General features: G+C 63.1%; 22 protein-coding genes and 3 pseudogenes. 23 read left to right on the top strand and 2 right to left on the bottom strand.

Translation table 11 applies throughout. From position 1 onward, the window contains the following. Positions 1–34: 34 nt before the first annotated feature. The 12 genes and pseudogenes from ACVJGD_RS26240 to ACVJGD_RS26185 all read left to right on the top strand — a co-directional run. Positions 35–187, top strand: a pseudogene (locus tag ACVJGD_RS26240) (transposase domain-containing protein); the annotation flags it as partial. Positions 188–216: 29 nt separating this feature from the next. Beyond that, positions 217–2325: a UPF0149 family protein gene (locus ACVJGD_RS26235; RefSeq protein WP_456637014.1), complete on the top strand. Its 2109-nt coding sequence runs from the start codon at positions 217–219 to the stop codon at positions 2323–2325. Between the two features lie 62 nt (positions 2326–2387). After that, a complete protein-coding gene (locus ACVJGD_RS26230; RefSeq protein WP_456637013.1) occupies positions 2388–3311 on the top strand; it encodes an ABC transporter permease in 924 nt (307 codons plus the stop codon). Next, a complete protein-coding gene (locus ACVJGD_RS26225; protein WP_456637012.1) occupies positions 3308–4207 on the top strand; it encodes an ABC transporter permease in 900 nt (299 codons plus the stop codon). The genes ACVJGD_RS26230 and ACVJGD_RS26225 overlap by 4 nt, the downstream gene beginning before the upstream one ends. A 37-nt stretch (positions 4208–4244) precedes the next feature. Continuing rightward, a complete protein-coding gene (locus tag ACVJGD_RS26220; RefSeq protein WP_456637011.1) occupies positions 4245–6002 on the top strand; it encodes a dipeptide ABC transporter ATP-binding protein in 1758 nt (585 codons plus the stop codon). Then, positions 5999–7375 carry an NtaA/DmoA family FMN-dependent monooxygenase gene (locus tag ACVJGD_RS26215; protein ID WP_456637010.1) on the top strand — a complete coding sequence of 459 codons (1377 nt, stop codon included), beginning with the start codon at positions 5999–6001 and terminating at the stop codon, positions 7373–7375. Before ACVJGD_RS26220 ends, ACVJGD_RS26215 begins: the two co-directional genes overlap by 4 nt. 28 nt (positions 7376–7403) lie before the next feature. Continuing rightward, positions 7404–7565 carry a hypothetical protein gene (locus tag ACVJGD_RS26210; RefSeq protein WP_456637009.1) on the top strand — a complete coding sequence of 54 codons (162 nt, stop codon included), beginning with the start codon at positions 7404–7406 and terminating at the stop codon, positions 7563–7565. A gap of 195 nt (positions 7566–7760) precedes the next feature. Further along, positions 7761–8216, top strand: a complete 456-nt coding sequence (locus ACVJGD_RS26205; RefSeq protein ID WP_456637008.1) for an ABC transporter permease — start codon at positions 7761–7763, stop codon at positions 8214–8216. 21 nt (positions 8217–8237) lie between these two features. Next, a complete protein-coding gene (locus tag ACVJGD_RS26200) occupies positions 8238–8531 on the top strand; it encodes a gamma-butyrobetaine hydroxylase-like domain-containing protein (protein ID WP_456637007.1) in 294 nt (97 codons plus the stop codon). Positions 8532–8540: 9 nt separating this feature from the next. Continuing rightward, positions 8541–10277, top strand: coding sequence for a fumarate reductase/succinate dehydrogenase flavoprotein subunit (locus ACVJGD_RS26195; RefSeq protein ID WP_456637006.1), 1737 nt, complete (start codon positions 8541–8543; stop codon positions 10275–10277). Positions 10278–10292: 15 nt separating this feature from the next. Further along, positions 10293–10525, top strand: a pseudogene (locus ACVJGD_RS26190) (4Fe-4S dicluster domain-containing protein). Position 10526: 1 nt separating this feature from the next. Continuing rightward, complete coding sequence (locus ACVJGD_RS26185; protein ID WP_456637005.1) at positions 10527–11489, top strand: HEAT repeat domain-containing protein; 963 nt, start codon at positions 10527–10529, stop codon at positions 11487–11489. On the opposite strand, the gene ACVJGD_RS26180 is transcribed toward ACVJGD_RS26185, so the two are convergent. Then, positions 11490–12245 (bottom strand): Crp/Fnr family transcriptional regulator, encoded by a 756-nt coding sequence (locus tag ACVJGD_RS26180; RefSeq protein ID WP_456637004.1) that lies wholly within the window; start codon positions 12243–12245, stop codon positions 11490–11492. A gap of 437 nt (positions 12246–12682) precedes the next feature. Here ACVJGD_RS26180 and ACVJGD_RS26175 point away from each other — a divergent pair, with 437 nt between their 5' ends. The 3 genes and pseudogenes from ACVJGD_RS26175 (at position 12683) to ACVJGD_RS26165 (ending at position 15705) form a co-directional block, all read left to right on the top strand. Next, a complete protein-coding gene (locus tag ACVJGD_RS26175) occupies positions 12683–14071 on the top strand; it encodes an ABC transporter substrate-binding protein (RefSeq protein WP_456637003.1) in 1389 nt (462 codons plus the stop codon). Positions 14072–14074: 3 nt separating this feature from the next. Beyond that, positions 14075–14878, top strand: a pseudogene (locus ACVJGD_RS26170) (ABC transporter permease). After that, positions 14875–15705 (top strand): ABC transporter ATP-binding protein, encoded by an 831-nt coding sequence (locus tag ACVJGD_RS26165; protein WP_456637002.1) that lies wholly within the window; start codon positions 14875–14877, stop codon positions 15703–15705. The pseudogene ACVJGD_RS26170 and the gene ACVJGD_RS26165 overlap by 4 nt, the downstream one beginning before the upstream one ends. Before the next feature lie 52 nt (positions 15706–15757). Here the strand turns inward: ACVJGD_RS26165 and ACVJGD_RS26160 are convergent, their stop codons facing one another. Continuing rightward, positions 15758–16018 (bottom strand): AraC family transcriptional regulator, encoded by a 261-nt coding sequence (locus tag ACVJGD_RS26160; protein ID WP_456640374.1) that lies wholly within the window; start codon positions 16016–16018, stop codon positions 15758–15760. A 608-nt stretch (positions 16019–16626) separates the two neighbouring features. Between ACVJGD_RS26160 and sfnG the strand changes: the two genes are divergently transcribed. The 8 genes from sfnG (at position 16627) to ACVJGD_RS26120 (ending at position 24640) form a co-directional block, all read left to right on the top strand. Next, complete coding sequence (gene sfnG, locus ACVJGD_RS26155; protein WP_456637001.1) at positions 16627–17727, top strand: dimethylsulfone monooxygenase SfnG; 1101 nt, start codon at positions 16627–16629, stop codon at positions 17725–17727. Between the two features lie 25 nt (positions 17728–17752). Next, entirely contained in the window at positions 17753–18661 is a 909-nt protein-coding gene (locus tag ACVJGD_RS26150) for an ABC transporter ATP-binding protein (RefSeq protein WP_456637000.1), read from the top strand. Next, entirely contained in the window at positions 18661–19551 is an 891-nt protein-coding gene (locus ACVJGD_RS26145; RefSeq protein ID WP_456636999.1) for a branched-chain amino acid ABC transporter permease, read from the top strand. The genes ACVJGD_RS26150 and ACVJGD_RS26145 overlap by 1 nt, the downstream gene beginning before the upstream one ends. A 4-nt stretch (positions 19552–19555) precedes the next feature. After that, a complete protein-coding gene (locus tag ACVJGD_RS26140) occupies positions 19556–20599 on the top strand; it encodes a branched-chain amino acid ABC transporter permease (RefSeq protein WP_456636998.1) in 1044 nt (347 codons plus the stop codon). Between the two features lie 26 nt (positions 20600–20625). Beyond that, positions 20626–21957 carry an ABC transporter substrate-binding protein gene (locus tag ACVJGD_RS26135; protein ID WP_456636997.1) on the top strand — a complete coding sequence of 444 codons (1332 nt, stop codon included), beginning with the start codon at positions 20626–20628 and terminating at the stop codon, positions 21955–21957. A gap of 61 nt (positions 21958–22018) precedes the next feature. Further along, positions 22019–22807, top strand: a complete 789-nt coding sequence (locus tag ACVJGD_RS26130) for an ABC transporter ATP-binding protein (RefSeq protein WP_456636996.1) — start codon at positions 22019–22021, stop codon at positions 22805–22807. 19 nt (positions 22808–22826) lie between these two features. Then, complete coding sequence (locus ACVJGD_RS26125; protein WP_456636995.1) at positions 22827–24023, top strand: acyl-CoA dehydrogenase family protein; 1197 nt, start codon at positions 22827–22829, stop codon at positions 24021–24023. Between the two features lie 197 nt (positions 24024–24220). After that, entirely contained in the window at positions 24221–24640 is a 420-nt protein-coding gene (locus ACVJGD_RS26120; RefSeq protein WP_456636994.1) for a hypothetical protein, read from the top strand. Positions 24641–24673: the final 33 nt, after the last annotated feature.

The raw sequence follows: 24673 nt of genomic DNA, 5'->3' as shown, positions 1-24673 counted from the left end.
AAAACCATTCGGCATAGTTCGGCGGTCGGCATTAACGGCAAAGCTCCATGAACTCGATCCGCAGGCCTATCTGGCCGACGTGCTGGAGCGCATCGTGTCCGGACAAACCAAGAGCCATCAGCTGCACGAGCTGCTCGCCTGGAACTGGAAGGCGGCGCGCCAGCGCACCGCTCGGGCCGCGGCATGAGCCCGCGTCGTCATAAAGCCGCGTCGTCGATGGCGACAACCGCGATGCCGCTTGAGGAGCTCGGGCAATGGCTGCAGGCTCGCGTCGATCGGCATCCTGCCGCCACCAGCATTCCCATGCTCGATGGCTATGTCGCCGCGATCGTGGCTGGACCGGTGTCGATGAGCCCGGTTGACTGGATCTGCCCGCTGCTCGCTATCGATGCAGATGCTTTCAACCACGGTGGCACGCCGGAGTTCGCCGCGATCTCGGCCGTCGCGCTGCGCCACAACGACATCAGCAACACCCTCTCGACTGCGCCCGATCGGTTCGAGCCGATACACCGGCGCGAACCCAATGGCGACGTCGATCCGCATCCCTGGTGCCAGGGTTTTTATACCGCTATGCGGCTCAGGCCATCGACATGGGCGGCGTTGCTGGACGCCAGTAACGTCAATCACGGCCTGCTGCTGCCCATCCTGCTGCACAGTCGCGACGATCAGGACCGTCCGCTGCTCGGACCGCCGCGAAGCGGCCGCGAGACCGAGGACTTTCTCCGCAATGCCCACCTCGATATTCCAGCGGCCGTCGAGGCCATGCGCCAATACTGGATGCCGATCCGCTACCCACGCGCCCGCATCATCCGCTACGGTCACTATCAGGAGCCGGGCTGTCTTTATGCTGGCTGGGTGCAGGCCGGCTACATCCAGCGCCAATATGCAGATAATCTGGTGGCGCGCACCCATGACGGTCGTATCGTGCCGTGGCTCGCGACGGACTGGACGATCTCAGAAGACAATCTCACCTACTTCTTCAAGATCAAGCCAGGCGTGACTTTCCACGATGGCACCATCCTTGACGCGAAAGCGATCGTTTACAATTTCGACCGCTGGCTTTCGAACGATCCCGACAAGGTCAATCGTAATGGCAAGCTCTATGTCGGGGAATATATCCGCAGCGTCACCGCGCCGGAGCCGCTCACGTTGAAAATCGAGCTCAGTCGGCCGTATCAGCCGTTCCTGACGGTGCTGTCGACCTACTTCTTCGGCATCCTGTCGCCAACCGCGCTTGAACTTGGACCGCAGGCGTTGTGCGAGACGCCGGTCGGCTCGGGCCCATTCTACGTCGCGACCTGGAACCGCGGCCAGAACGTCATCCTCAAGCGCAATCCGAACTACAACTCCGCCCCGGCCACGGCGAAGCATCAGGGGCCGGCCTATGTCGACGGCATTGTCTGGAAATTCCTGAAGGACAACACCGTTCGTTATGGTTCGTTGGCAAACGGGGAGTCCGACGCGATCTATGACATTCCGGCGGTAGACTGGGCGGACGCGCAGAAGCGCTTCAATGTGATCCAGGACATTACCGGCGGTACGCCGACGCGGCTCCAGCTCAATACCGCGCGTCCGCCCTTCGACGACGTGCGCGTTCGGCGCGCTTTCGCCTACGTCTCCGAGCGTCGCAAGGCCGTCGACGTGGCCTTTCAAGGCTCGATCCCGTTCAACGGCAATGGCGCGCTCAGCATCAGCACGCCAGAACATCTCAAGGAACTGGCGGGCTCGTATCCCTATGATCCCGATGCCGCCAATCGCCTGCTCGACCAAGCCGGCTGGACGGAGCGGGCCCGCGACGGCATCCGCACCAAGAACGGCAAGCGGCTCTCGGTGCGGCTACTCTATGCCGGCGGCTCCCTGATCTCGAGCGACGGCATTGTGGTGCTGCAGATCCTCCAGGATCAGGCACGTGCCGCTGGCTTCGATGTCGTGCTGAAGCCAATCCCGCAGGCAGACTGGTTTGCCGGCAAAGGGCGCGGAATTGACGACTACGAGGCGCAGCCGGCCTATTGGGTGGCGTCCTCGGCCGAGATACTCAAGATCTCCTGGCGACCGGATCAGAATGGCGTCATCAACGCCAACAATGCGTCGCGCTTCCAGCCGCCGGAGTTGTGGAAACTGATCGAGCAGGCGGATCGAACCTTTGACGACAAAGCGCGCCTTCCGCTCTACGAGGCCGCCCAGCGCATCATCGTCGACAATGCCGCGGTGGTTGGGTTGTTTCCGTTGACGGTGTCGATCGCGAGCCAACCCAAGCTCAAGGACATCTGGATTTCAAGCCCGGTCAGCGAGCCGGTCTTTTACGATGCGTATTTCGAGAAATGAACGCGACTATCCACGGACGCCCAGCAAGCACTGGTAATGCCTGGCGGCGCCATTTAATCCGCGTGGCGCGACGTTTGCTCGGCGCCATCGCCGTCTTTTGGGCCGTGGCAAGCTTCACGTTCTGCATTCAGGCGCTGCTGCCTGGTGACCGCGCCGAGCTCATTCTCAACGTCGCGGCCGGAACCTTCACCCAGCCGACGGCGGCCGAGCTCGCGAAGGTCAATGCGAAATATGGCTTCGATGCGCCGGTGCCCGTGCAATATCTGCGCTATCTCGCCGGCCTGGCGCGGGGTGATTTCGGCGAGTCCTATCAAACACATCGGCCCGTCCTGTCGATCATCATCGAGCAGGTCCCGCCGACGATCGAGCTGACATTGGCGGCACTCGCCTTGGCCTGGATCATCGCAATCCTTTTGACGGTGCCGACCGCCGGCCGTCGCGATCCATTCTCGCGCGCAGTTGCTTCCTTTCAGGTCGCGGCCGCCGTGTCGCCTCCCTATTGGATCGGCACCATCCTCCTCGTGGTATTCGCCTTGAAGCTGCGGGTGCTTCCGGTCGAGAGCGGCACTGGTCCGATCGGCCTCGTCCTGCCGGCGCTTGCGCTCGCGATCCCGCTCTCCGGCTTCATCGGCCAAATCATCCGGGAGGAATTTTCGCGTGTTCTCGACCAGCCCTTCGTGGTCTCGGCGAGGATGCGCGGCATGAGCGATCTCGAGGTCAGATTGTTTCATGTGCTGCGCCTTGCGGTGCTGCCCGGCATCACCTTGTCAGGCTGGGCGCTCGGCGCGCTGTTCTCGGGGGCGGCCGTGATCGAGACCGTGTTTGCCAGGTCGGGTCTCGGTGGACTGCTGGTGACGGCCACCTCGGCCCGTGATGTTCCGCTCGTCACCGGCATCATCGTCGCCTCGGCGGGCATGTACATCATCGCCAATCAGCTGGTTGACCTCGCCTATCCCATCCTCGATCCGCGGCTGAAGGTGACATGACCAGCACGAGTGACTTCACTTCCGATCGCGCGTTCCTGCCATCCCAGCTATGGCGTGGTATTGCCAGTGCCGCCGTGCTCGCCCGCAGCGTGCCTGTCAGCGTCTATCTGGCGGCCGCGATCATCTTCCTCTATGTGCTTGCAGCATTAGCGCCGAACCTGCTTCAGACGCATGCGCCGTTCCGCACCGATCTTGGGGCAACGCTTCAGTCACCTTCGTTCGCGCATTTGTTCGGCACCGACCAGTCGGGGCGGGATCTCTATTCGCGCGTGATTGAAGGCACACGCCAGTCACTCGCCATCGGCATCGGCGCCACCACACTTAGCATGACGCTCGCCTTAATCTTCGGCGTTTCGGCAGGGCTCGCCGGCGGCGCAGTGGATGGCGCGATCAGCCGTTTCCTCGAAGTGCTGTTCGCCTTTCCCAATTTGTTTCTCGGCCTGCTGCTGATCACTGTGTTCGAGGCGACAACGACGACGCTCATCATTGCCGTTGGCGTCGGCACCGCACCCGGCTATGCCCGCATGATCCGCGGCCAGTTCCTGACCGTGAAGCACGCTGGGTTCGTCGAAGCGGCACGTGCGCTTGGTCACCCCTACTGGCGCATCGTGCGCCGTCACATCTTTCCCAACGCCATGCGGCCGCTGGTCGCGATGATCACGCTCGGCTTGGGGCAGTCGATCGTGTGGGCCTCGAGCCTGGCGTTCCTCGGGCTCGGCGTTGCGTCGCCGTCGCCGGAATGGGGCGCGCTGCTCGACGCGGGCCGTCAATATGTCACGCGAGCGTGGTGGCTCGAAGTGATGCCGGGGCTTGCGATCATCGCCTTTGCACTGTCGATCACGGCGATTGGCCGCTACCTCCAGCAGCGGCTCGAGGGACGGGCGAGGGCGCTATGACGGCGGTCCGCCCGATGGAAGTCGAATGGACAGTGCAATGACGGACACCCTCGAGGCCCGCGCGCGGGCCGCATTCATCCCGGCCGATGGTCCGGTTGCTTTGGGTGCTGCGCCGCTGCTGGAGGTTGAGAACCTCAAAGTGTCGTTTGGTCGCGGGCCGCATCAGATTGCAGTCGTGAAAGGAGTTTCGTTCAAGCTCGAGCAGGGGCGTTGTCTCGCCATCGTCGGCGAGTCCGGTTCCGGCAAGAGCGTGACCGCGCGTAGCCTGGTCGGCCTGCCGGGGCCCGGCGCGATCCTGCACGCCGACCGCTTGGCTTTTGCCGGCCGCGAGCTTGGCCGCCTGGGCAACCGGGCGCGGCGGGCCTTCAGGGGAAGGGACATCGGCTTCGTCCTCCAGGATGCACTGGTGTCGCTCGATCCGCTCCGCGCGGTGGGGGAGGAGATCGCGGAAGGCCTGCGCCTGCATGGCGAGTTAGGTTCGCGCGTCGAGCGCGAGCGCCGCGTCATCGAGCTGCTCAAGCTCGTCGGCGTACCGGAACCGGAGTTGAAAGCGCGTCAATTGCCGCAGCAGCTCTCCGGCGGCCAGCGTCAGCGCGCCCTGATCGCGTCCGCGCTCTCGCTCGATCCGCGGCTCTTGATTGCTGACGAACCGACAACAGCGCTCGACGTGACCATTCAGGCGCAAGTGCTGTCGTTACTCGAGGAAACACGCGCCCGCGGCAAGGCGCTGATTCTGATCAGCCATGACCTCGCCGTGGTCTCGCGCATGGCAGACGAGGTTCTGGTCATGCGTGACGGCGAGGTGGTCGAACGCGGTCGGGCGGCGCAGATCTTTGAAAATCCGCGCCACGAATATACCTGCCGGCTGATCGATGCGATTCCGTCGGCTCATTCGCGTGGCAGTCGGCTCGCCCCGTCATCCACGCCGCGGTTTAAGCCGAGCCACGTGGACCATGAGGTGCAACGTGCCGCTGCAAGACTGGGGCGAGATATCCTCCTGCTGGCCGACGGTCTGGTGAAACGCTTCAAGGGACCGGACGGCGCCTTGCATACGGCGGTGGATGGCGTCTCATTCGAATTGCGCCGCGGCGAGACACTCGGAATCGTCGGCGAATCCGGCTCCGGCAAGTCGACGGTAGCGCGCCTTGCCATAGCGCTGGAGACGCCGGACGAGGGTTCGGTGACGCTGCTCGGCGAGAGCTGGAGCGCGGTGCCCGAGGCTGCACGCCGCGGCCGCCGGCGCGCGATCTCGATCGTGTACCAGGACCCGCTGAGCTCGCTCGATCCGCGCTGGACCGTGGGGCAGGTTGTGGACGACGCGCTTCCCGATGACGAGCCTGACCGGCACGGTCGGATAGCCGAGCTGTTGGCGCTAGTGGGGTTTCCCGGCTCGCTCGCAGACCGACGGCCGCTCGAACTTTCCGGTGGCCAGCGCCAGCGGCTGGCGATCGCCCGCGCCGTGGCGCCGCGGCCGCGCGTGATCGTCTGCGACGAGCCGGTATCCGCGCTCGATGTGTCGATCCAGGCGCAGGTGCTCGATCTGCTCGGCGACATCAAGGCGACGCTCGGCGTCAGCTATCTCTTCATTTCGCATGATCTCGGTGTCGTGCACCACATCAGTGACCGCGTGCTCGTAATGCATCAGGGCCGCGTCGTCGAAAGCGGCGAGGCGGACGAGATATTCCTCAGTCCGCGCGCCGAATACACCAAGCGCTTGGTTGCCGCCGTCCCGCGTCTTGTGCGCGGTGGGGCGGCCAAGCGTTCGTCCAGCCGTGTCGAGGGGAGCCCTGCATGAGTGCTTTGCATTTCAATGCCTTTGTCATGAACACGGTTTCGCACATCCAGCACGGGCTGTGGCGCCATCCTGATGCACGGCGGGCGGATTTCGAGGACGTCAACCTCTGGATCGATCTTGCCAAGACATTGGAGGCCGGGCTGTTCGACGCGATCTTCTTCGCCGACGTCGTCGGGGTCTACGGACCGGTCGGCGGAGACTACACAGTCAATGCGCGCGAAGGCCTCCAGATCCCGAGCAACGACCCATCGGTGCTGCTCTCCGCGCTCGCCGTCAATACCGAGCATCTCGGTCTTGCCTTCACGAGTTCGGTTCTGCAAGCCCATCCGTTCGAATTCGCACGCCGCGCCTCGACACTCGACCATATCAGCAAAGGCCGGGTGGCCTGGAACATCGTCACCTCGACCCAGGAGAGCGCCGCCCGCAATTTCGGGCTCGACCGGCTGACCGCCCATGATGAGCGCTATGAGTGGGCGGAGGAGTATCTCGAGGTCGTATTCAAGCTGTGGGAGGGCTCGTGGGAGGACAGAGCGCTGCTGAGGGACCGGAAGCGCGGCATCTTCTCCGATGCCGGCCTAATCCACCGGATCAATCATGTCGGCAAGCGCTACCGCGTAGAAGGCCCGCATCTGCCCTCGCCTTCGCCCCAGCGCACGCCGCTGCTGTTCCAGGCGGGATCGTCGCCGGCGGGCCGGACGTTCGCAGCACGCAACGCCGAGGCGCAGTTCATTTCGACGCCGAACCCACGGACCGCGGCCGAGCTCATCACGGAGACCCGCCACCTTGCCGAGCGCGCCGGGCGGCGTCGTGACGACATCAAGTTTTTCCAGGGTTTTGCCTTCGTCATCGGCAGCACCGAGGAGGAGGCGAAGCGCAAAGAGGCCGAACTCGACAGCTATGTCAGCATCGACGGTTTCCTCGCCCATTCCAATCTCGGCGTGTCCCAGGATGATGGCCGACCGTATCCGCCGGAGACGCTGCTAAAGGACATCGAAACAAACGGAGGGCGCAGCCACATCGAGTGGCTGCGCAAGCGCGAGCCCGGCCGCGAGCCGACAGTCGGCGATCTCGGCCGCCTCGTGGCCAAACGCCACCCTCGGATCGTCGGCACGCCGGAGCAAATTGCCGATGCACTCACTGAATGGCAACGCGCCGGCATCGATGGCGTCAACCTGATCAACTGGGTGATCCCGGGCTCCTATTCGGAGTTCAACGCGTATCTTCTTCCCGAACTACAGCGGCGCGGTTTGGCGAAGCGCGAGTATGCGGCGGGGACCTTGCGTCGCAAGCTGTTCGGGCACGACCGGCTCGACCAGCGGCATCCGGGCGCACGCTGGCGCGGTGGCTTCACGCATCGCTTGGCAGCCGAGTGAAGCGGGCGCTTGCCAGGCTTGGCCCGCAATGCTCGATCACATCGCTGGCGCCGAGCTCAAGGAGCTCACCATCGTCCGAAATTCGGAGCTGCTCGGGCGTGACGCCCTGCGCCAGCGAAAGCTTCCGAAGATCGTCCCTTCTGACTGTCGCATGATCAAGCGCTTCCATATGGGTCGCGACAACGATTGAACGAGGAGACGCCTTGCATACGGCGATAGCCTGCTCAGCGTCCATCGCGATGAGATCACCGTTCCAGCACCGCAGGGATGAATGATGACGATATCGGGGCCGGTAGTTCGAATAGCCTCTTCGACGGGCGGATAAAACACGGTATCGCCGGCCCAATAGACGCTCGGCTCGCCTTTCGCTTCGATCGTGAAACCCATGACGCCCCATCTTCTCGACGACCGGCCCGAGACCGTGGCTGCCCTCGCGCCGCGTCAGCCGGATCCCGTGCCAATCCGTAGAACCGTCGTCATACCCGGCGCGCTGCCGTTCATCATCGCCGGGCTTCGCGTCAGCCTGTCGGTTGCGCTGGTCGTTCTGGTGGCGGCGGAATTGGCCGGAGCGGCGTTCGGGGTCGGCTACCTAATCCAGATGTCGCAACATGTATTTCGGGTCGATGAGATGTTCGTAGGGCTGATGGTGCTCGGCGCGATGGGCTTTGCGGCCGATCTCCTGTTTGAACGCGCAGTCCGCAGGTTGCTGCCCTGGTACGGCGCGGAGGCAGGCCGGACAGAAGGGCCCGCAGATCGAGCGAGCCTCTGGTCGCCTGGTCACGAAGTAGCGAAAGCAATTTATTGCGGGTGCCAGGTACCGGCATCGGCTTACAAGGCGTGACGCTATCAATGCGAGGTGACGGTGCAACCAATTCAGGTGGAACTACGCGAAAATTCCACGGCGCTGGCGTTGACCTGGCCGGACTGCGGAACCCGTTTGCTCGCGGCGGAGACGTTACGTCGGGCCAGCCGCGCGGCCAGCGAAATCCGGCGGCTGGTTGACGGCATCGAACTCCCGATTGTACCGGGGCTCCACGTCGTTGCCATCGAGCCGATCGGGAATTACGCCTTGCGGCTCTCGTTCTCTGACGGCCATGACCGCGGCATCTATCCGTGGTCCTACCTGCGCGAACTTGCCGGGCAGCACCCAGCGTGAGGTCGGCTCATGGATGAGATCAAAAGTGGCCTGACGGAGGTCATCTGCGACGTGCTGGTGATTGGCGGCGGCACGGCTGGTCCGATGGCGGCCTACAAGGCCAAGCGCCACAGTCCGGGCGCGTGCGTCGTGCTCCTGGAGAAGGCAAACGTCAAACGCTCCGGCGCGATCGCAATGGGCATGCACGGGCTGAACAACGCCGTCGTTCCCGGTTACGCCACGCCCGAGCAGTACACCAAGGAAATCACGATCGCCAATGACGGCATCTGCGACCAGGCGCCGGTGTACAAATATGCCTCGCGCTGCTTCGACGTCATTCAGGAGCTCGACCGCTTCGGCATCAAGTTCCAGAAGAACGAAAACGGCGATTTCGACGTCAAGAAGGTTCATCACCTCGGCTCTTACGTGCTGCCGATGCCGAACGGCGATACCGTCAAGAAGGCGCTCTACCGCCAGCTTCGCCGCGAGAAGGTGTTGATCTCCAACCGCTATATGGCGACGCGCCTGTTGACCGGACGTGACGGGCAGATCGCCGGCACGATCGCGGTCAATACGCGTAGCGCCGAGTTCCTGGTGCTGCGCGCGAAGACCGTTATCCTTTGTGCAGGCGCGGCGGGCCGGCTTGGGCTGCCGCAGTCGGGCTACCTCTGGGGTACCTATGAGAACGCCACCAACGCGGGCGACGGCTATGCGATGGCCTTTCACGCCGGCGCCGCGCTCGCGAATCTCGAATGCTACCAGATCAATCCGCTGATCAAGGATTACAACGGTCCCGCTTGCGCCTACGTGGCTGGTCCGTTCGGGGCCTACACCACCAACAGCGAAGGCAACCGTTTCATCGAATGCGACTACTGGTCCGGACAGATGATGCAGGAGTTCTATAACGAGCTGCAATCGGGCAAGGGGCCGGTGTTCCTGAAGCTCAATCATCTGCATAGCGACACGATCAGGAACATCGAGGCGATCCTGCATCAGGTCGAGCGGCCATCGCGGGGACGATTCCACGACAATCGCGGCACAAACTACCGGGAGCGCATGATCGAGATGCATATTTCCGAGATCGGATTCTGCTCCGGTCACAGCGCATCCGGTGTCTATGTCGACGAATTCGCGCGCACCACGGTGCCGGGCCTTTATGCGGCTGGCGACATGGCAAGCGTTCCGCACAATTACATGCTTGGCGCCTTCACCAACGGCGCAGTGGCGGGCGAGCACGCAGCGGAAGTGGCCGGTAATATCGACCTAGCGGATTATGATACGGCCGACGTCGTACGCGAGCAGCAGCGGGTACTGGCAGCTACCAGGCGCGACGACGGCATCCCGCCGAACCAGCTCGAATACAAGACAAGGCGCTTCGTGAATGACTATCTTCAGCCGCCGAAAGTGTCGGCGAAGATGAAGCTTGGTCAGGCGCGTTTCGCGGAGATCCGCGACGATATGGAAAGCGCGATGGTGGTGCGCGACGCGCACGAGTTGATGCGTTCGTTGGAAGTCGCCTCGATCGTCGACTGCGCCGAGATGGCGGCGTTCGCCTCGCTGTTTCGTACCGAAAGCCGCTGGGGCCTCTATCATCAACGGGTGGAATACCCGGAGAAGAACGACGATGATTGGTTCTGTCACAGTATCCTGCGCAAGCGGGACGGGCGAATGACGATGGAGAAGCGGCCGGTCGCGCCCTATATCGTCCCGATCGATGAGTTCGAGCGCTCGGCCTATGATCGCCAGCGCATCCGACAGCATGCCTGAACAGGTGAATGTGTCATGCCGATTGCTCATACGCCACCACTGTTCCAGTCATCGTGGATGACGCCAAATGCATCGCCGATAAGGGATGCACTGTCTGCGTCGACGTCTGCCCACTCGACGTGCTCCGGATCAGCGATCTCACCGGCAAGGCCTATATGAAGTATGACGAGTGCTGGTATTGCATGCCTTGCGAGACGGATTGCCCGACCGGCGCTGTAACCGTCAACATCCCCTATCTGCTGCGCTGACATGACCGTGTTCGAGCCGTTCGAAGTGTTCGGAGACCTCGGCGAGATCGCTGAGCGAATGGCGAGCGAGGACCCGTCGGTGCGCCGGCTTGCGGTGCTCGACCTTGTCGAGACGTCGAGTGAGGAGGCGATTCCGTTGTTAGCGCGGGCCGCCCAAGACACTGCACCGGAGGTCCGACAGCAGGCCGCGCAGGCGCTCGGCGAGTTCGACGGCATCGATGCGGCCAGAGCGCTGACGGGTGCCGTCCTCGATCCCGAGGCAGACGTCGCCCAAGCGGCTGCCGACAGTCTTGCCGAACTCCGTGATCCGGCGGCAAGCGATGTGTTGCAGCCGCTGGCAACACATTCCTCGGCCTTTGTGCGCGCCGCGATCTTTCGTGCGCTCAAGGCGCTCCAGGTCGATGCATCGCTCGGCCCCGCGATTGCGGCGCTCGGTGACGGCGATCCAGCTGTACGCGTGCAGGCGGTCGGTGTGATCGGCTATCTCAAGAAGACTGAGAACCTGCCGTCGCTAATCCGTGCGACCCGGGATGAATCTGGCGAGGTAAGGCTTGCGGCCGTCAATGCGTTGTCGTTTGCGCGGAACGACGTAGCGGCCCAGGCCGCCGCCGCCGCGCTTTCCGATCGGGAGTGGCAGATCAGGGCCGCTGCGGCGGATGCGATCGGGCGGATCGGTCAAGCTTCGGCGGCAACAGCGCTGGTCGGCTCGCTCGCCGACAGCTATTGGCAGGTTCGTCAGAAGGCGATTCAGAACCTGGGCAGGCTCCGTGTCCGGGACGCTGTCGGCGCCATCCTCGCTTTCCTCGATGACGAGTTGCCTTCGTTGCGCAAGGATGCCGCTGCGGCGCTCGGCGATATCGCCGATCCGCGCGCCCGCGACACGCTCGCTGCGCATGCCGGCGATGAGGATCCCGATGTTCGAAAGACAGTGGTCTGGGCGTTGGGCCAGATCGGGGAGGGCTGATCATTCCCTGAACAGGATCTTCTCGAGCAGATCGACCCGCTTGATCCGGATGACCCCGTCCTCGATCGCGATGATGTGCTTGGTCTGGAATCGCTTCAGCATCATCGTGATCCACTGCCGGGTCGAACCCACCATGGCGGCAATCTGATCGTGCGTCACCTTTCGATTGACGATCACAATGTCGCCGTCGGCAATCCCGTAAAGCTCGGCGAGGTTCAAAAGATACTGCGCAAGCCGTTCGATCACCGAACGGGTTCCGAGCATCTGCGCCATCGACGAATAGCACTTGCCCTTGGCGATCAACCCATCGATCAGCGCCAGCGCGAAGGCTGGCATTTGCATCAGCAGCCGTTGCAGGGCGGCGCTCGGTAACGCCGTGATCTCGCAATCCTCCATCGCGACACCGGACCACATGTGCGGTCCGCCACCGGAAATCTCAGGGCCGCCGATGAAATGGCCAGGCGTCGAGTAGGCGAGGGTGATTTCCCGGCCCGACGGCGCGGTGTAATAGACCCAGACCTGGCCCCGCCGGATGATGAAGATGCCGTTGTGGTGCTCGCCTTGGCTGAACACGATGTCGCCTTGCGGAACCAAGATGGTGCGCCCGGCTGCCTGGACCTCTGCCTTCTGTTCTGCCGACAGACGATCGAGAAAGTGCGCGCCGACGTCGAGCCCGTCGACGCTTTCGCTCATGAACAGCGCGGAATCGTCGCCGGTCGCCTGCGGGGCGGGGATCACTGCAAATGCCTGCCGCATCCGATGGCTCCTGTCCACGGTAACACCCGCTCGCGCCAACAGGCTCCGTGAATCGGGTTCGGATGCTTCCTTCAGTATCGTCATTGCCGCCGGATCACCTCAAGCTGCCAAGCCGATAGCTAAGGGTGACGGGAAGGCAAAGTCCACTTCTTTGATAAACCTACAATGCACTTAGGAAAGGTGATGCGTGAACGGCATCCCATCGAAAGGATTCATCTGTCGATTGGGTCGCCGCGAGAAAATCATTCAACGTCGCGGTCGCTCATCGTGACGGGATCACGACGGCAAGCGATCGGTACGGCGCAATGCAAGTAATTGCTTCAGCCTGCGTAGTATGAGCCGGATAGTCCCGCAGTATTTGTGGGCGGCTCTACGCCGTCGATCGATAGCCAAGGACAGGCATGATGATCTCTTTTCATTTTCTGAAGACGACTGCCATGGCTGCGATTGCCGCGATTGGACTGGCCGTTGGCTCGCATGCTGAAACGATCCGCGTCGCGGTTGGAACGCAGGACACCACCATCAACTGCGCGACGGGCGGCCTTCTAATCCGCGAACTGAAGCTGCTGGAGAAGTTCCTGCCGCATGACGGCAAGTACAAGGATGCCACTTACGACATTCAGTGGAAGAATTTCACCAGCGGCGCGCCACTGACCAACGAGATGGTCGCAGGCAAGCTCGATTTTGGTGCGATGGCGGATTTCCCCGGCTCGCTCAACGGTGTGGCGTTCCAGAAGGCCGGCCGTCGTAGCCTCTTTATCAGCGTTCTGTCAGGCAGCACCAAGGGCAGCGGCAACGGCATTGTCGTGCCTTTGAATTCGCCGGTGCAGTCGATCGACGATCTCAAGGGCAGAACGATCTCGGTCCCCTTTGCGTCGACGTCGCATGGCATGCTGCTTCGCGCGATCGAGCGCAAGGGCTGGAACCCGGAAACGGACGTCAATATCATTACGCAGGCGCCCGAAGTTGCCGGTCCTGCGCTGCAGGCGAACAAGATCGAGGCTCACGCAGATTTCGTTCCGTTTGCCGAGCTGTTTCCCTGGCGCGGCTTTGCGCGCAAGATCTTTGACGGCTCGCAGGCGAATACGCCGACCTTCCACGGCGCGCTCGTGGATGCCGACTACGCCAAGAAATATCCGGAGATCGTCATTGCCTATCTGCGTGCCGCGCTCGAGGCCGATCGCCTGATCGCGACCGAACCCGAGAAGTACAGCGAGCTGATCGCGAAGGTTACCGGCATCGAAGCAGAGGTGGTCTATCTGTTCCACGGGCCGCTCGGTCTGCAGACCCGCGACGTAACGTGGAAGCTGGAATATCGTCAGGCGGTAGCCACCTCGATCAAGACATTGAAGTTCCTCAAGCGCACCGACAGCGACCTCGATGTCAATCAATTCGTGACCGACAAGTACATCCGCACCGCGTCCGCCGAATCCGGCCGCGACTATGATGCGCAGTTGAAGAATTACGATCAGCTCGCCTTGAAGGCAAATGACGCGACGACTGGAGCCGAAATCACGGACTTCAGCCGGACCGCGCAGATTTGGGTCAAGGATGAGCCGCTCGTTCGTCACTATAGCTCTCCTGAGAATGCCTTGAAGGCGCTTGCTACACTGGACAAGGAAGGCAAGGTGGTTCGCGTCGTCTATGCCCAGGACCGTGAAACAGGCATCAAGCTTTTTGCGAGCCAGGCCTGGTTCGTGCATTCGCCGGAGGGTGAGCTCAGCGCTTTCCTCCTCAAGGATGGAGCGGAAAAATGGTCGAAGGAGCACGGCGGTACCGTGGTCGATTATGCTGGTGCCCGCGAATCTCTTGTGGCGAGCCGATGAGCAATGACCATCGGGCGCACCGTCGACCGGTTGCCGGGAGCGCGCTGGTTGGTTCGCGGCCTGTCGATCGTCACCTGCATCGCGTTGTGGCAGTTTGCCTCGTCGCAGCATCTGAACCTGGGCATTGTCACGTTCCGTAACGTACCGCCTCCGACGGAGGTCCTGCAGTCCGCCATCGTTTTGCTCAAATCACCCAAGCTATTGGCCCATGTCGGCAGCAGTCTGTCGCGGGTGTTCGCGGGATACGGCGCGGCGGTCGTGTTCGGGATCGCCTTCGGCTTTGCGATCGGCCGTTCACGCGCCGCCAGCGATCTGTTGCTTCCGCCTCTTGAACTGCTGCGACCGATCCCGGCGGTGGCCTGGATACCCTTGTCGATCCTGATCTTCCCGTCGTCGGAAACGTCGATGATCTTCATCACGTTCATCGGCGCGTTGTTCCCGATCATTCTCAATACCGTGCACGGTGTTGCGAACATCGACCGGCGGCTGATCGCGTCCGCGCGCAGTCTCGGCGGCACGCCTCCCGCCATCCTCCGCGAGATCGTGCTGCCGGGGGCTGCCCCCAGCATTGTCACCGGGTTTGCCATCGGCATGGGCACATCGTGGTTCTGCCTGGTCACGGCAGAGATGATCTCCGGTCAGTTTGGGATTGGCTACAACACCTGAGAGGCCTACACGTTGCAGAACTATGCCGACATCATTGTCGGTATGCTGGTCATTGGCCTGCTCGGAATGGGCAGTAGCTGGCTGCTGACGACGTTGGGCCACTATCTGATGCCGTGGCACCGTGCTGTAGTCGCGCGATGAACGTGCGGGCGTCCGATATTTCGACAAGGGCGGTCGGACGGATCGAGATCGAACGAATCTCGATCTCGCTCGGAGAGCGTGCGGATGCCTTCGAGGCGGTCCGCGATCTTGACTTTGCGGTCTCGCCGGGCGAGTTCGTCTGCGTGCTTGGCCCCTCCGGATGCGGGAAGTCGACCTTACTGGGCGCCTTGGCGGGACATCTGCTGGTGACGGGCGGGCGGTTGACGGTAGACGATCAGCCCGTCGTGGGGCCGAGCCCGGATCGGGGCATCGTGTTCCAGCAGCATACGTTGTTCCCCTGGAAGCGCGTCCGGGAAAATGTCGCATTCGGTCCGAAAATGCGCGGTGTCGGCAGGAGCGAGAGGCACCGCGCCGCCGACGAGATTCTTCGGCTCGTCGGCCTCGCCGGCTTCGAGCGATTTTATCCCTCGCAGCTTTCCGGTGGCATGCAACAGCGTGTCGAGATCGCGCGCGTTCTCATTAACCGGCCGCGCGTGCTGCTCATGGACGAACCGTTCGGCGCTCTGGACGCACAGACGCGCAGCATGATGCAGGAGGTTCTGCTCGATATCTGGACCAGTATTCCGACCACCACAGTGTTCGTGACGCACGATATCGAGGAGGCGCTGTTCCTGGCCGATCGTGTCATTGTCATGAGTGCCAGGCCGGGGCGGGTCATCGACAACGTCCACCTTCCGTTCGGCCGGCCTCGTCACGCCGAGCTTGTGACTGAATCCGAGTTCGTGCGACTGAAGCGCCACATCCTTAGTCTCCTCAAATTACGAGAGGGCTCGCCGCCGCTGGTGCGGTTGAGCCCTCTGGGATGATGTGTCCGACAGCCGACCGATGAAGAAGAAGCTTGCGTTCTCGGGAAAACCGTCACGCCCGCCTGTTGCGGCCGTTCGAGCGCTTCGTAGGTCTGAGCCTGTCGGTTAAGTGCCCATCATCGCGCCGATCGCCTGCAATCGTGAGCCAATAGCCCCATCGTCGCTGTGGGCAGAGATGCCCTGGGGGACGAATCTGCCGCGGGGTGGTCCCCATGGCCGCCTTATGGAATCGGCGCAGGCTTCTTGCGTCGGAATAGCCGAGCTCTGCGGCGATGGATTCGACGCTTTCATCGGTTGAGAGCGAGTTTCCGATCGACTGTCCGGCGGGCAGCTGTGAATGCTGATCGAAAAATGACCGCCATCGGCGCTATGGCGACCCCTCCAAGCCATTGATTTCGTTGAACCCAAACTATGCGATCCTGGCACCGATGGTCGGGGTCCCACGCCGAAGCACATAATGGTGATCCGCCAATGATTCCCCTGGCGTTTGCACTCGCCGACACGAGTGAGATTTCAACCGCGCAGCACAATCGATCCGTTTCGCGCCAACAAACGGATACCGCTTTCTCGGACTCGCCGAAAAAGAGTTTGGCTTGGACTCGCTCAGCCGCGCTTTCTCTGAGACTATTGATTGTCAATCGATGGTGCTTGCGAGGGGAATGCTGATGACGTGCACCGACGTCTTCGACGAAACGAAAACCTGCGCATTGCGAACGTCGTGTCGCACGGTCTGCTGTTGACGCACCGACTGCGTTGCCGATCGGAATTCCTGATCGCGCCGACCTTCCGAAAGTTCCCGGGCTGATAACGGTTTCAATCAGCCTCACTCAAACCCGCTGACCCGGCGCAGCGTGAATGCATCGTGCTGTCTGCTTCCCATGACGTCCTGTCGTCGCATGCCAACCCACATGAGGTATTCGAATGACTGCCAGCCATGATCAGATCAAATTCGCTTATTGGGTGCCCAACGTCTCCGGCGGGCTGGTCATCAGCAAGATCGAGCAGCGAACCGGATGGGACATCGACTACAACCGCCGCCTTGCGCAGATCGCGGAGGACAGCGGCTTCGATTATGCGCTGAGCCAGATCCGCTTCACCGCCGGCTACGGCGCCGAGTTCCAGCATGAGCCGGTCGCGTTCAGCCACGCCTTGCTTGCCGCGACCAAAAAATTGAAGGTGATCGCGGCGCTGCTGCCCGGGCCATGGAATCCGGCGGTGGCGGCCAAGCAGATCGCCACCATCAGCCAGCTCACCGAGGGCCGCGTCGCCGTCAACATCGTCAGCGGCTGGTTCCGCGGCGAGTTCACCGCGATCGGCGAGCCCCGGCTCGATCACGACGAACGCTACCGCCGCTCGGAGGAATTCATCCGCGCGCTCCGCGGAATCTGGACGCAGGACAGTTTTACGTTCCGTGGCGATTTCTACCGCTTCTCGGACTACACGCTGAAGCCGAAGCCGGCGCATCCGTTGCCCGAGATCTTCCAGGGCGGCAGCTCGCGCGCCGCGCGCGACATGGCCTCGCGGGTGTCGGATTGGTACTTCACCAACGGCAACTCGGTCGAGGAGATCAAGAAGCAGGTCGATGACATCAGGGCCAAGGCGCGCGCCAACAATCATTCCGTCAAGATCGGCGTCAACGCCTTTGCGATCGCGCGCGAGAGCGAGACCGAGGCGCGTGCGGTGCTGGACGAAATCATCGTCAAGGCCGATCCGGAGGCGGTCAATGCCTTCGGCCATGAGGTGAAGAATGCCGGCAAGGCCTCACCGGAAGGCCAGGGTAATTGGGCGAAATCGAGCTTCGAGGACCTCGTCCAGTACAATGACGGCTTCAAGACCAACCTGATCGGCACGCCGGAGCAGATCGCCGAGCGCATTGTCGCGTTGAAGGAGGTCGGCGTCGATCTCGTACTGCTCGGCTTCCTGCATTTCCAGGAGGAGGTCGAGTATTTCGGCGGCCGCGTCATTCCGCTTGTCCGTGCGCTGGAAGCGAAAACAACCGCGCACGCCCAGGCTGCCGAGTGAACGGGAGTTTGGCGAGGTGACCGCGATGGCGACGAACGCTGGCGCCCTCGCGCTGGAGGCTGCTCCAGCGGAGGGGAAGGCGCGCGCAACGGCGACCGCCGATGCTCCCGATCGGGTGCTCGCGCAGGCCGGAAATTGCGCGCCCCGCCCGGTACTGGCGTTGCGCGATGTCTCGCTGACATTCGGTGGCGTCACGGCGCTGCGCGACGTCGATCTGGAGGTCGCGCGGGCAGAAATCCGTGCGGTCATCGGGCCCAATGGAGCCGGCAAGAGCTCGCTGCTCAACGTCATCAGCGGGCTCTATCGGCCCGACCACGGCCAAGTGTGGCTCGGCGAGCGCGCCTTCGTCCAGGTGCCGACGGCGCACCTGGCCGCGCACGGCGTCGCGCGCACGTTCCAGAACCTCGCGATCTTCAAGGGGCTGTCGGTTTTCGACAATGTCCTGATGGGGCTCGCGCACCGCGTCCGCGCCGGTTTCCTGCGCCAGATCATAGGCTCGCCGCTGGCGCGCAGGATCGAGGCCGAGAATCGCGCCGCCGTCGAGGATGTCATTGGCTTCCTTAACCTTGGCGATGTCCGCGAGCGCGCTGCCGGAAGCTTGCCCTATGGCTTGCAGAAGCGGGTGGAGCTGGCGCGAGCGCTGGTCGCGCGGCCGACATTGCTGTTGCTGGACGAACCGTTCGCGGGCGTCACCTTGAGCGAGAAGCGCGAACTGTCCGAGCATGTGCGCAATGCGCGCGACAGCTACGGGGCCACGATCGTGCTGATCGAGCACGACATCGGGGTCGTCATGGGATTGTCCGATCACGTCGCGGTGCTCGACAACGGCCGCAAGATCGCCGACGGCACGCCCGACGAGGTGAGATCCGATCAAGCCGTGATCGACGCCTATCTCGGCGTCGCGCATCAGGACGTCACGGAGCTCGCGGTCTGATGTTCGACTATCAGTTTCTGATCGAGGTGCTGGTCGGCGGCCTGCTGTCGGGGGTGATGTACTCGCTGGTCGCGATCGGCTTCGTGCTGATCTACAAGACCTCGGGCGTGCTCAACTTCGCGCAGGGTGCCATGTTGTTGTTCGCCGCGCTGACCTTCGTCAGCCTGGTCGAGCGTGGGGTCTCGTTTCCCCTCGCGTTTCTGCTCACGCTGGCGATCATGGTGGTGCTGGGTGTGATCGTCGAGCGCACGGTGCTCCGGCCGCTCGTCAACCAGCCGCCGATCACCCTGTTCATGGCAACGCTCGGGCTGTCCTACGTGATCGAGGGCGCGGCGCAGCTGTTGTGGGGCACGCAGGTTCACGGTCTCGATATCGGGATTAGCGACGTTCCGCTGGATATCGCCGGCGTCTTCATCAGCCGCTTCGATCTGTTCGCAGCAGTGGTCGCGGGAAGCCTGGTGGTGCTGTTCGCGCTGTTCTTCCGCTACACGCGGACCGGGCTCTCGTTCCGCGCCGTCGCCGATGATCCGTTTGCGGCGCTCGCCGTCGGGCTCCGCCTGCCGCGGGTCTGGGCCAGTGTGTGGACGGCTTCCGGCATCGTCGCGCTGGTCGCAGGACTGTTGTGGGGGGCGCGGCTCGGCGTGCAGTTCTCGCTGTCCCTTGTGGTGCTGAAGGCGCTGCCGGTGCTGGTGCTGGGTGGCTTCGATTCGATTGCCGGCGCGATCATCGGCGGTCTCTTGATCGGCGCCATCGAGAAGCTTGCCGAAGTCTATGTCGGGCCGTTGTTCGGCGGCGGCATCGAGGCCTGGGCCGCCTATGTCGTCGCGCTGGTGCTGCTCTTGGTGCGGCCGGCGGGGCTGTTCGGGCAGAAGCTGGTCGAGAGGGTCTAGGGCGATGAGCGCAGCACCATCGACAGGAGAGCGCGCGCCCGGCGCCGGGACCATCGCGATCGCTGTCGCGGCGGTGGTTGCGTGTGGCGTCATTCCGCTGGTCGGTTCGGACTACCTGCTGGATGCGGTACTGACGCCGTTTCTGGCGCTGGCGCTCGCCGCCGTCGGGCTCAATGTTCTCACCGGCTATGCCGGCCAGATGTCGCTCGGCTCCGCCGCCTTTCTCGCGGTCGGCGCCTACGCCACCTATAATCTTCACCTCCGGCTGCCGGAACTGCCGCTGCTCGTCGATCTGGTGCTCGCCGGCTTCATCGCGGCCGCGCTCGGCATCCTGTTCGGATTGCCAAGCCTGCGCCTACGCGGCTTCTATCTCGCGGTCTCGACCTTGGCCGCGCAATTCTTCGTGCAATGGGCCTTGACCAAGTTCGGCTGGTTCTCCAACGACAATCCGTCCGGCGTGATCGACGCTCCGGTGCTCAGCGTGGCTGGTCTATCGTTCACCAGCCCGGCGGGGCGCTACGTGTTCTCGCTGAGCGTTGTGACGGTCGCGACGTTCTTGACCTTGCGGCTGCTGCGCTCGCAGAGCGGCCGCAACTTCGTCGCGGTGCGCGATCATGAGCTCGCCGCCAACGTGATCGGCGTGCCGCTGCTGCGTACCAAGCTCTTGGCCTTCGGCGTCTCCTCGTTCCTGATCGGGATTGCCGGGGTGTTGTGGGCCTTCGCTTATCTGCGCACGGTCGAGCCGGCCGGATTCAATCTCGATCGTTCGTTCCAGATCCTGTTCATCATCATCATCGGCGGGTTGGCCTCGCTGCGCGGCGCGTTTCTCGGCGCCGCCTTCATCGTAGTGTTCCCGCTGATCCTGTCACGCGCCGGTGCGGCCTTGCTCGGCGGCGTGTTCGACTCGGGCGTGCTGGAGATGAGCCAGCGCATCGTGGTCGGCGCGCTCATCATCGCATTCCTGATCGCCGAACCGCGCGGCCTGATCGCGCTGTGGGATCGACTTTGGACGGTTCTGACGCGGCAGGTCGCCGCGCGCAACACATGAATTTTGCACCACTGGAGAGACTGAGGATGATGAAATCGAGATATCTGAAATTTGCTTTCGCCGCGGGGGTCGCCTCCGTGCTGGCCGGCGTACCGGCAGTCCGGGCCGACGAACAGTTCTTCCCCCTGCAAAGCTACCGGGTCGGCCCCTATGCGGCCGGCGGCACCGGTTTCTTCGGCGCGTTCATCGACTATCTCAATTTGGTCAATATCCGCGACGGCGGCGTCAACGGGGTCAAGCTGACCTGGGACGAGGGCGAGACCCAGTACGAGGTCGAACGCGGCGTCGAGGTCTATGAGCGGCTGAAGGGACGGCCAGGGGTCGCTGCCTGGAATCCGCTGTCGGTCGGCATCGCCTACGCCATGATCGACCGCATCGCCAAGGACAAGGTGCCGCTCATCACCATCAATCACGGCCGCACCGATTCGACCGACGGCCGCGTGTTTCCCTACGTCTTCCCGCTGCTGCTCAATCCCTACAGCGAGACCTCGGGAATCGTGAACTACATTGCGAGCCGGGAGGGCGGCGTCGACAAGCTGAAGGGCAAGAAGCTCGTCGTGCTCTATCACGGCTCGCCCTACGGCAAGGAAACCATTCCGATCTACAAGCTGCTGGCGGACAAATATCAGTTCAGCCTGGAGCAGATCGAGGTGCCGCATCCCGGCAACGAGCAGCAATCGCAATGGCTGTCGATCCGGCGATCGAAGCCCGATTACGTGGTGCTGCGCGGCTGGGGCGTGATGAATCCGGTGGCGCTGAAGACCGCCCAAAAGGTCGGCTTTCCCGCCGACCACATCATCGGCAACGTCTGGTCCAACTCCGAGGAAGACGTGATCCCGGCCGGCGATGCCGCCAAGGGTTACATCGCGATCACCACGCAGGCCTCCGGCGAGCAATATCCGGTGCTCCAAGAGGTGATCAAGACGGTCTACGGCGCCGGCAAGGGCAACCTCGACGACAAGAAGCGGATCGGCAGCGTCTATCACAATCTGGGAATCGTGAACGGCATCCTCAATGTTGAGGCGATCAGGATCGCGCAGAAGAAGTTCGGCAATCGGACCCTGACTGGTGACGAGGTGCGCTGGGGCTTCGAGCATTTGCAGCTCGATCCGGCGCGGGTCGAAGCGCTCGGCGCCAAGGATCTGTTCCATTCGATCAACGTCACCTGGGACAATCACGAAGGCGACGGCCGCGTCACGTTCCAGCAGTGGGACGGCGGCAAATGGAAGGTGGTCTCGGGCTGGATCGCGCCGGACTGGGCCTTCCTTCGTCCGATCATCGAGAAGTCCGCGGCCGCTTATGCAAAGGAGCACGGCATCAAGGTGCGGACCTCCGGCGACGAAGCGGTCAGCAACTGATGCTGCGACAGGTGCGGGAGCCTTCCCGGCTCCCGCGGCCTGCAACGCCACGGATCGACAGATGAGTGAAATTCTGCTCGCGGTCGAGGGGCTGGCCGCCACCTACAATCACGCGATCGCGGCGGTCAGCGACGTATCCCTCGCAGTGCGGCGCGGCCAGATCGTGGCCGTGCTCGGCGCCAACGGCGCCGGCAAATCGACCACTCTGCAGGCGGTTTCGGCGCTGCTCTCCGCCCGCCGCGGCCAGATCACCGCCGGCCGTATCGTGTTCGACGGCCGCGACGTTGCAGGCATATCGGCGGCGACGCTGGTGCGCGCCGGTCTCGTGCCGGTGCTCGAGGGGCGGCACTGCTTTGCCTCGCTGACGGTGGAAGAGAACCTCATCACCGGCGCGATGGGGCGCGATGCGCCGCGGGCAGAAATCGTCGCAGATCTCGACCGGGTCTACGCGCTGTTTCCGCGCTTGAAGGAGCATCGCCGTTCGCTGGCCGGTCTGACCTCTGGCGGAGAGCAGCAGATGACGGCGATCGGCCGCGCCTTGATGTCGCGTCCGCGGCTTCTGGTACTCGACGAGCCGTCGATGGGGCTCGCGCCGCTCGTCGTCGAGGGAATTTTTCGCGCGCTCAAGCAGCTCAACAGCGAGCAGGAGCTGTCGATCCTGGTCGCCGAGCAGAATTCGACCGTGGCGCTGCGCTTTTCCGATCACGCGGTGGTGCTCGAGAACGGGCGCAGCGTGCTGGCTGGCGCGGCGTCCGAGCTGCGCCAGCACGCCGACATCAAGACACATTATCTCGGCGGATCGTCGCAGGGCGATCTGAGCCGGAGGCAGCCGACAGAGGCTGTCGCATGACTGCAACCCGGAGATGACCATGGCCAACGACAATCTCGCACGCAAGATCGACGACGACGCTTATGCCAGGCTCGATGCCGCAATCGACGCGACCGTGAAGGTGAATGCCGACCGTAACGACCGCGAGAGCCGCTTTCCACGCGAGAATCTTCGCGCGTTGGCGGAGGCCGGCTGGACCGGTGTGCTCAACGAGACCCAGTTCGGCGGGCTTGGCCTCAGCCATCTGGACTTCGCCGAGGGTGCCTACCGGATCGGGCAGGCCGATGCGTCCACCGGCCTCGTCTATGTCATGCATGTCGGCGCGGCACAGACGATCAACCTGTTCGGGAACACCGATCAGAAGGAGCGCTGGCTGAAGGCAAGCAATGGCAGCCTGCTCGGCACATATTCGACCAGCGAACGCGCCACCGGCGGCCACTGGTGGTATAATTTGTCCGAAGCGTCACGCGACGGCGACGACTACCGCGTCAACGCCGAGAAATCGTTCACGACGAGTTCGGGCCAGGCTGATTATTATGTGGTGCAGACCCGCACGCCTGGTGCCAAGGACCAGGCCGACATCATCTTCTTCATCGTCGACGGCAAGGCGGAGGGGATAGAGTCTCGGCCCTGGGATGCGCTCGGCGTGCGGGCCAACCACTCCGGCCCGATTCGCTACACCAATGTGCGGGTGCCGCAACGCGACCGGCTCGGCGCTGAAGGGCAGGGCAAGGAAATCATCTATGACGGCGTTTCGCCGGTCTATCTGATTGGGCTTGGCGCGGTCTGGGAAGGGGTCGCGCGCGGCGCCTTGAACGCTGCGATCGCCCACACCACGAGCTTCATCCACAAGGACAAGAACAAGAGTCTCTCCGACTATCAGGCGATCCGCCAGGAACTTGGCGCGGCCAAGGTGCTGGTTGAGACGTTGCGGCCGTGGCGCAACGAACTCGCAGCCAAGCTCGACGTGCTCTGGCGCGCCGGAAAGCCGCAAAGCGAGATCCTGATCCCGCTGACCGAGTTCAAGGTGCACGCCGCTGAGGTCGCCAACAAGGTTGCGGCGACGGCGCTGACGGTGACAGGCGGCTACGGCTATCACCGCGGGCCGATCGAACGGGCCTATCGCGACGCGCGCGCGGCGATTGCGATGGGTCCGTCCAATGTCATCGCGCGCGACTGGATCGGAAAGGCCTTAGTGGGCCTGCCGCTGGAGCTGTTCTACGAGGGGGGAGAATAAGTCGAATGGCGCGGCTCTCCCCGCAGCGGCGGCCGCGCTCGAAATAGTGGCGGCTCTTTGAGCCATAGCTGTTAATTCGAGGGGCGCCGACAGCAGCTCGTACAGTTTGCATTCTTGCATGATCCGGCGTGTTCGGCGCAGGCCCTGATGCTGCCATGTACTGATGCAACTGGTGCTTGAGCCCCCTGGAGATTGTTATGGCAAAACCCGCTCAAATCATCCTAACGCCGTTCTTCCGCCCTCGCGCTGAAGACGCTGAGGAGCAACAGATGTACGTGGCAGGATTCGTCGATGAGGAGGACGAGCCGTGGGGTACGCTGATCCCACTGGAGGCGGAGGTGGTCGAGCAAGCCGTTATGGGGCATCAGACATTCGGGGTTTGGTGCAACTCCGACGGCCGCATCCAACCGCAGCCCAGCAGTGACGGGCTATATGAATACCTTCTCGAGAAAGGTCAATTGACGGAAACGCCTCTCGACGAACTGGTTGCCGAGGCCATCGAAGAGGGCAGGAATGAACCCAATGATGAGATTCTCGACATGTTTGAGACCCTTCATGAACGACTTTTACGCGCCGCGAGCGCAGTCGCCGACGAGATTGCGCGGCGCAGGCGATGAAATCCCGGCGCGTCAGCGCTGAGTGAAAGAGGA

This window comes from Bradyrhizobium sp. USDA 10063 (genome assembly GCF_054063735.1).
This window is presented reverse-complemented; position numbering and strand designations above follow the sequence as displayed.

What these genes read in the sequence shown, in the direction of transcription:
- ACVJGD_RS26235 (WP_456637014.1), top strand. Translation starts at nt 217, where the DNA reads ATGGCGACAACCGCGATGCCGCTTGAGGAGCTCGGGCAATGGCTGCAG.
- ACVJGD_RS26225 (WP_456637012.1), top strand. Translation starts at nt 3,308, where the DNA reads ATGACCAGCACGAGTGACTTCACTTCCGATCGCGCGTTCCTGCCATCC.
- ACVJGD_RS26220 (WP_456637011.1), top strand. Translation starts at nt 4,245, where the DNA reads ATGACGGACACCCTCGAGGCCCGCGCGCGGGCCGCATTCATCCCGGCC.
- ACVJGD_RS26215 (WP_456637010.1), top strand. Translation starts at nt 5,999, where the DNA reads ATGAGTGCTTTGCATTTCAATGCCTTTGTCATGAACACGGTTTCGCAC.
- ACVJGD_RS26210 (WP_456637009.1), top strand. Translation starts at nt 7,404, where the DNA reads ATGCTCGATCACATCGCTGGCGCCGAGCTCAAGGAGCTCACCATCGTC.
- ACVJGD_RS26205 (WP_456637008.1), top strand. Translation starts at nt 7,761, where the DNA reads ATGACGCCCCATCTTCTCGACGACCGGCCCGAGACCGTGGCTGCCCTC.
- ACVJGD_RS26195 (WP_456637006.1), top strand. Translation starts at nt 8,541, where the DNA reads ATGGATGAGATCAAAAGTGGCCTGACGGAGGTCATCTGCGACGTGCTG.
- ACVJGD_RS26185 (WP_456637005.1), top strand. Translation starts at nt 10,527, where the DNA reads ATGACCGTGTTCGAGCCGTTCGAAGTGTTCGGAGACCTCGGCGAGATC.
- ACVJGD_RS26180 (WP_456637004.1), bottom strand. Translation starts at nt 12,245, where the DNA reads ATGCGGCAGGCATTTGCAGTGATCCCCGCCCCGCAGGCGACCGGCGAC.
- ACVJGD_RS26175 (WP_456637003.1), top strand. Translation starts at nt 12,683, where the DNA reads ATGGCTGCGATTGCCGCGATTGGACTGGCCGTTGGCTCGCATGCTGAA.
- ACVJGD_RS26165 (WP_456637002.1), top strand. Translation starts at nt 14,875, where the DNA reads ATGAACGTGCGGGCGTCCGATATTTCGACAAGGGCGGTCGGACGGATC.
- sfnG (WP_456637001.1), top strand. Translation starts at nt 16,627, where the DNA reads ATGACTGCCAGCCATGATCAGATCAAATTCGCTTATTGGGTGCCCAAC.
- ACVJGD_RS26150 (WP_456637000.1), top strand. Translation starts at nt 17,753, where the DNA reads ATGGCGACGAACGCTGGCGCCCTCGCGCTGGAGGCTGCTCCAGCGGAG.
- ACVJGD_RS26145 (WP_456636999.1), top strand. Translation starts at nt 18,661, where the DNA reads ATGTTCGACTATCAGTTTCTGATCGAGGTGCTGGTCGGCGGCCTGCTG.
- ACVJGD_RS26140 (WP_456636998.1), top strand. Translation starts at nt 19,556, where the DNA reads ATGAGCGCAGCACCATCGACAGGAGAGCGCGCGCCCGGCGCCGGGACC.
- ACVJGD_RS26135 (WP_456636997.1), top strand. Translation starts at nt 20,626, where the DNA reads ATGATGAAATCGAGATATCTGAAATTTGCTTTCGCCGCGGGGGTCGCC.
- ACVJGD_RS26130 (WP_456636996.1), top strand. Translation starts at nt 22,019, where the DNA reads ATGAGTGAAATTCTGCTCGCGGTCGAGGGGCTGGCCGCCACCTACAAT.
- ACVJGD_RS26125 (WP_456636995.1), top strand. Translation starts at nt 22,827, where the DNA reads ATGGCCAACGACAATCTCGCACGCAAGATCGACGACGACGCTTATGCC.
- ACVJGD_RS26120 (WP_456636994.1), top strand. Translation starts at nt 24,221, where the DNA reads ATGGCAAAACCCGCTCAAATCATCCTAACGCCGTTCTTCCGCCCTCGC.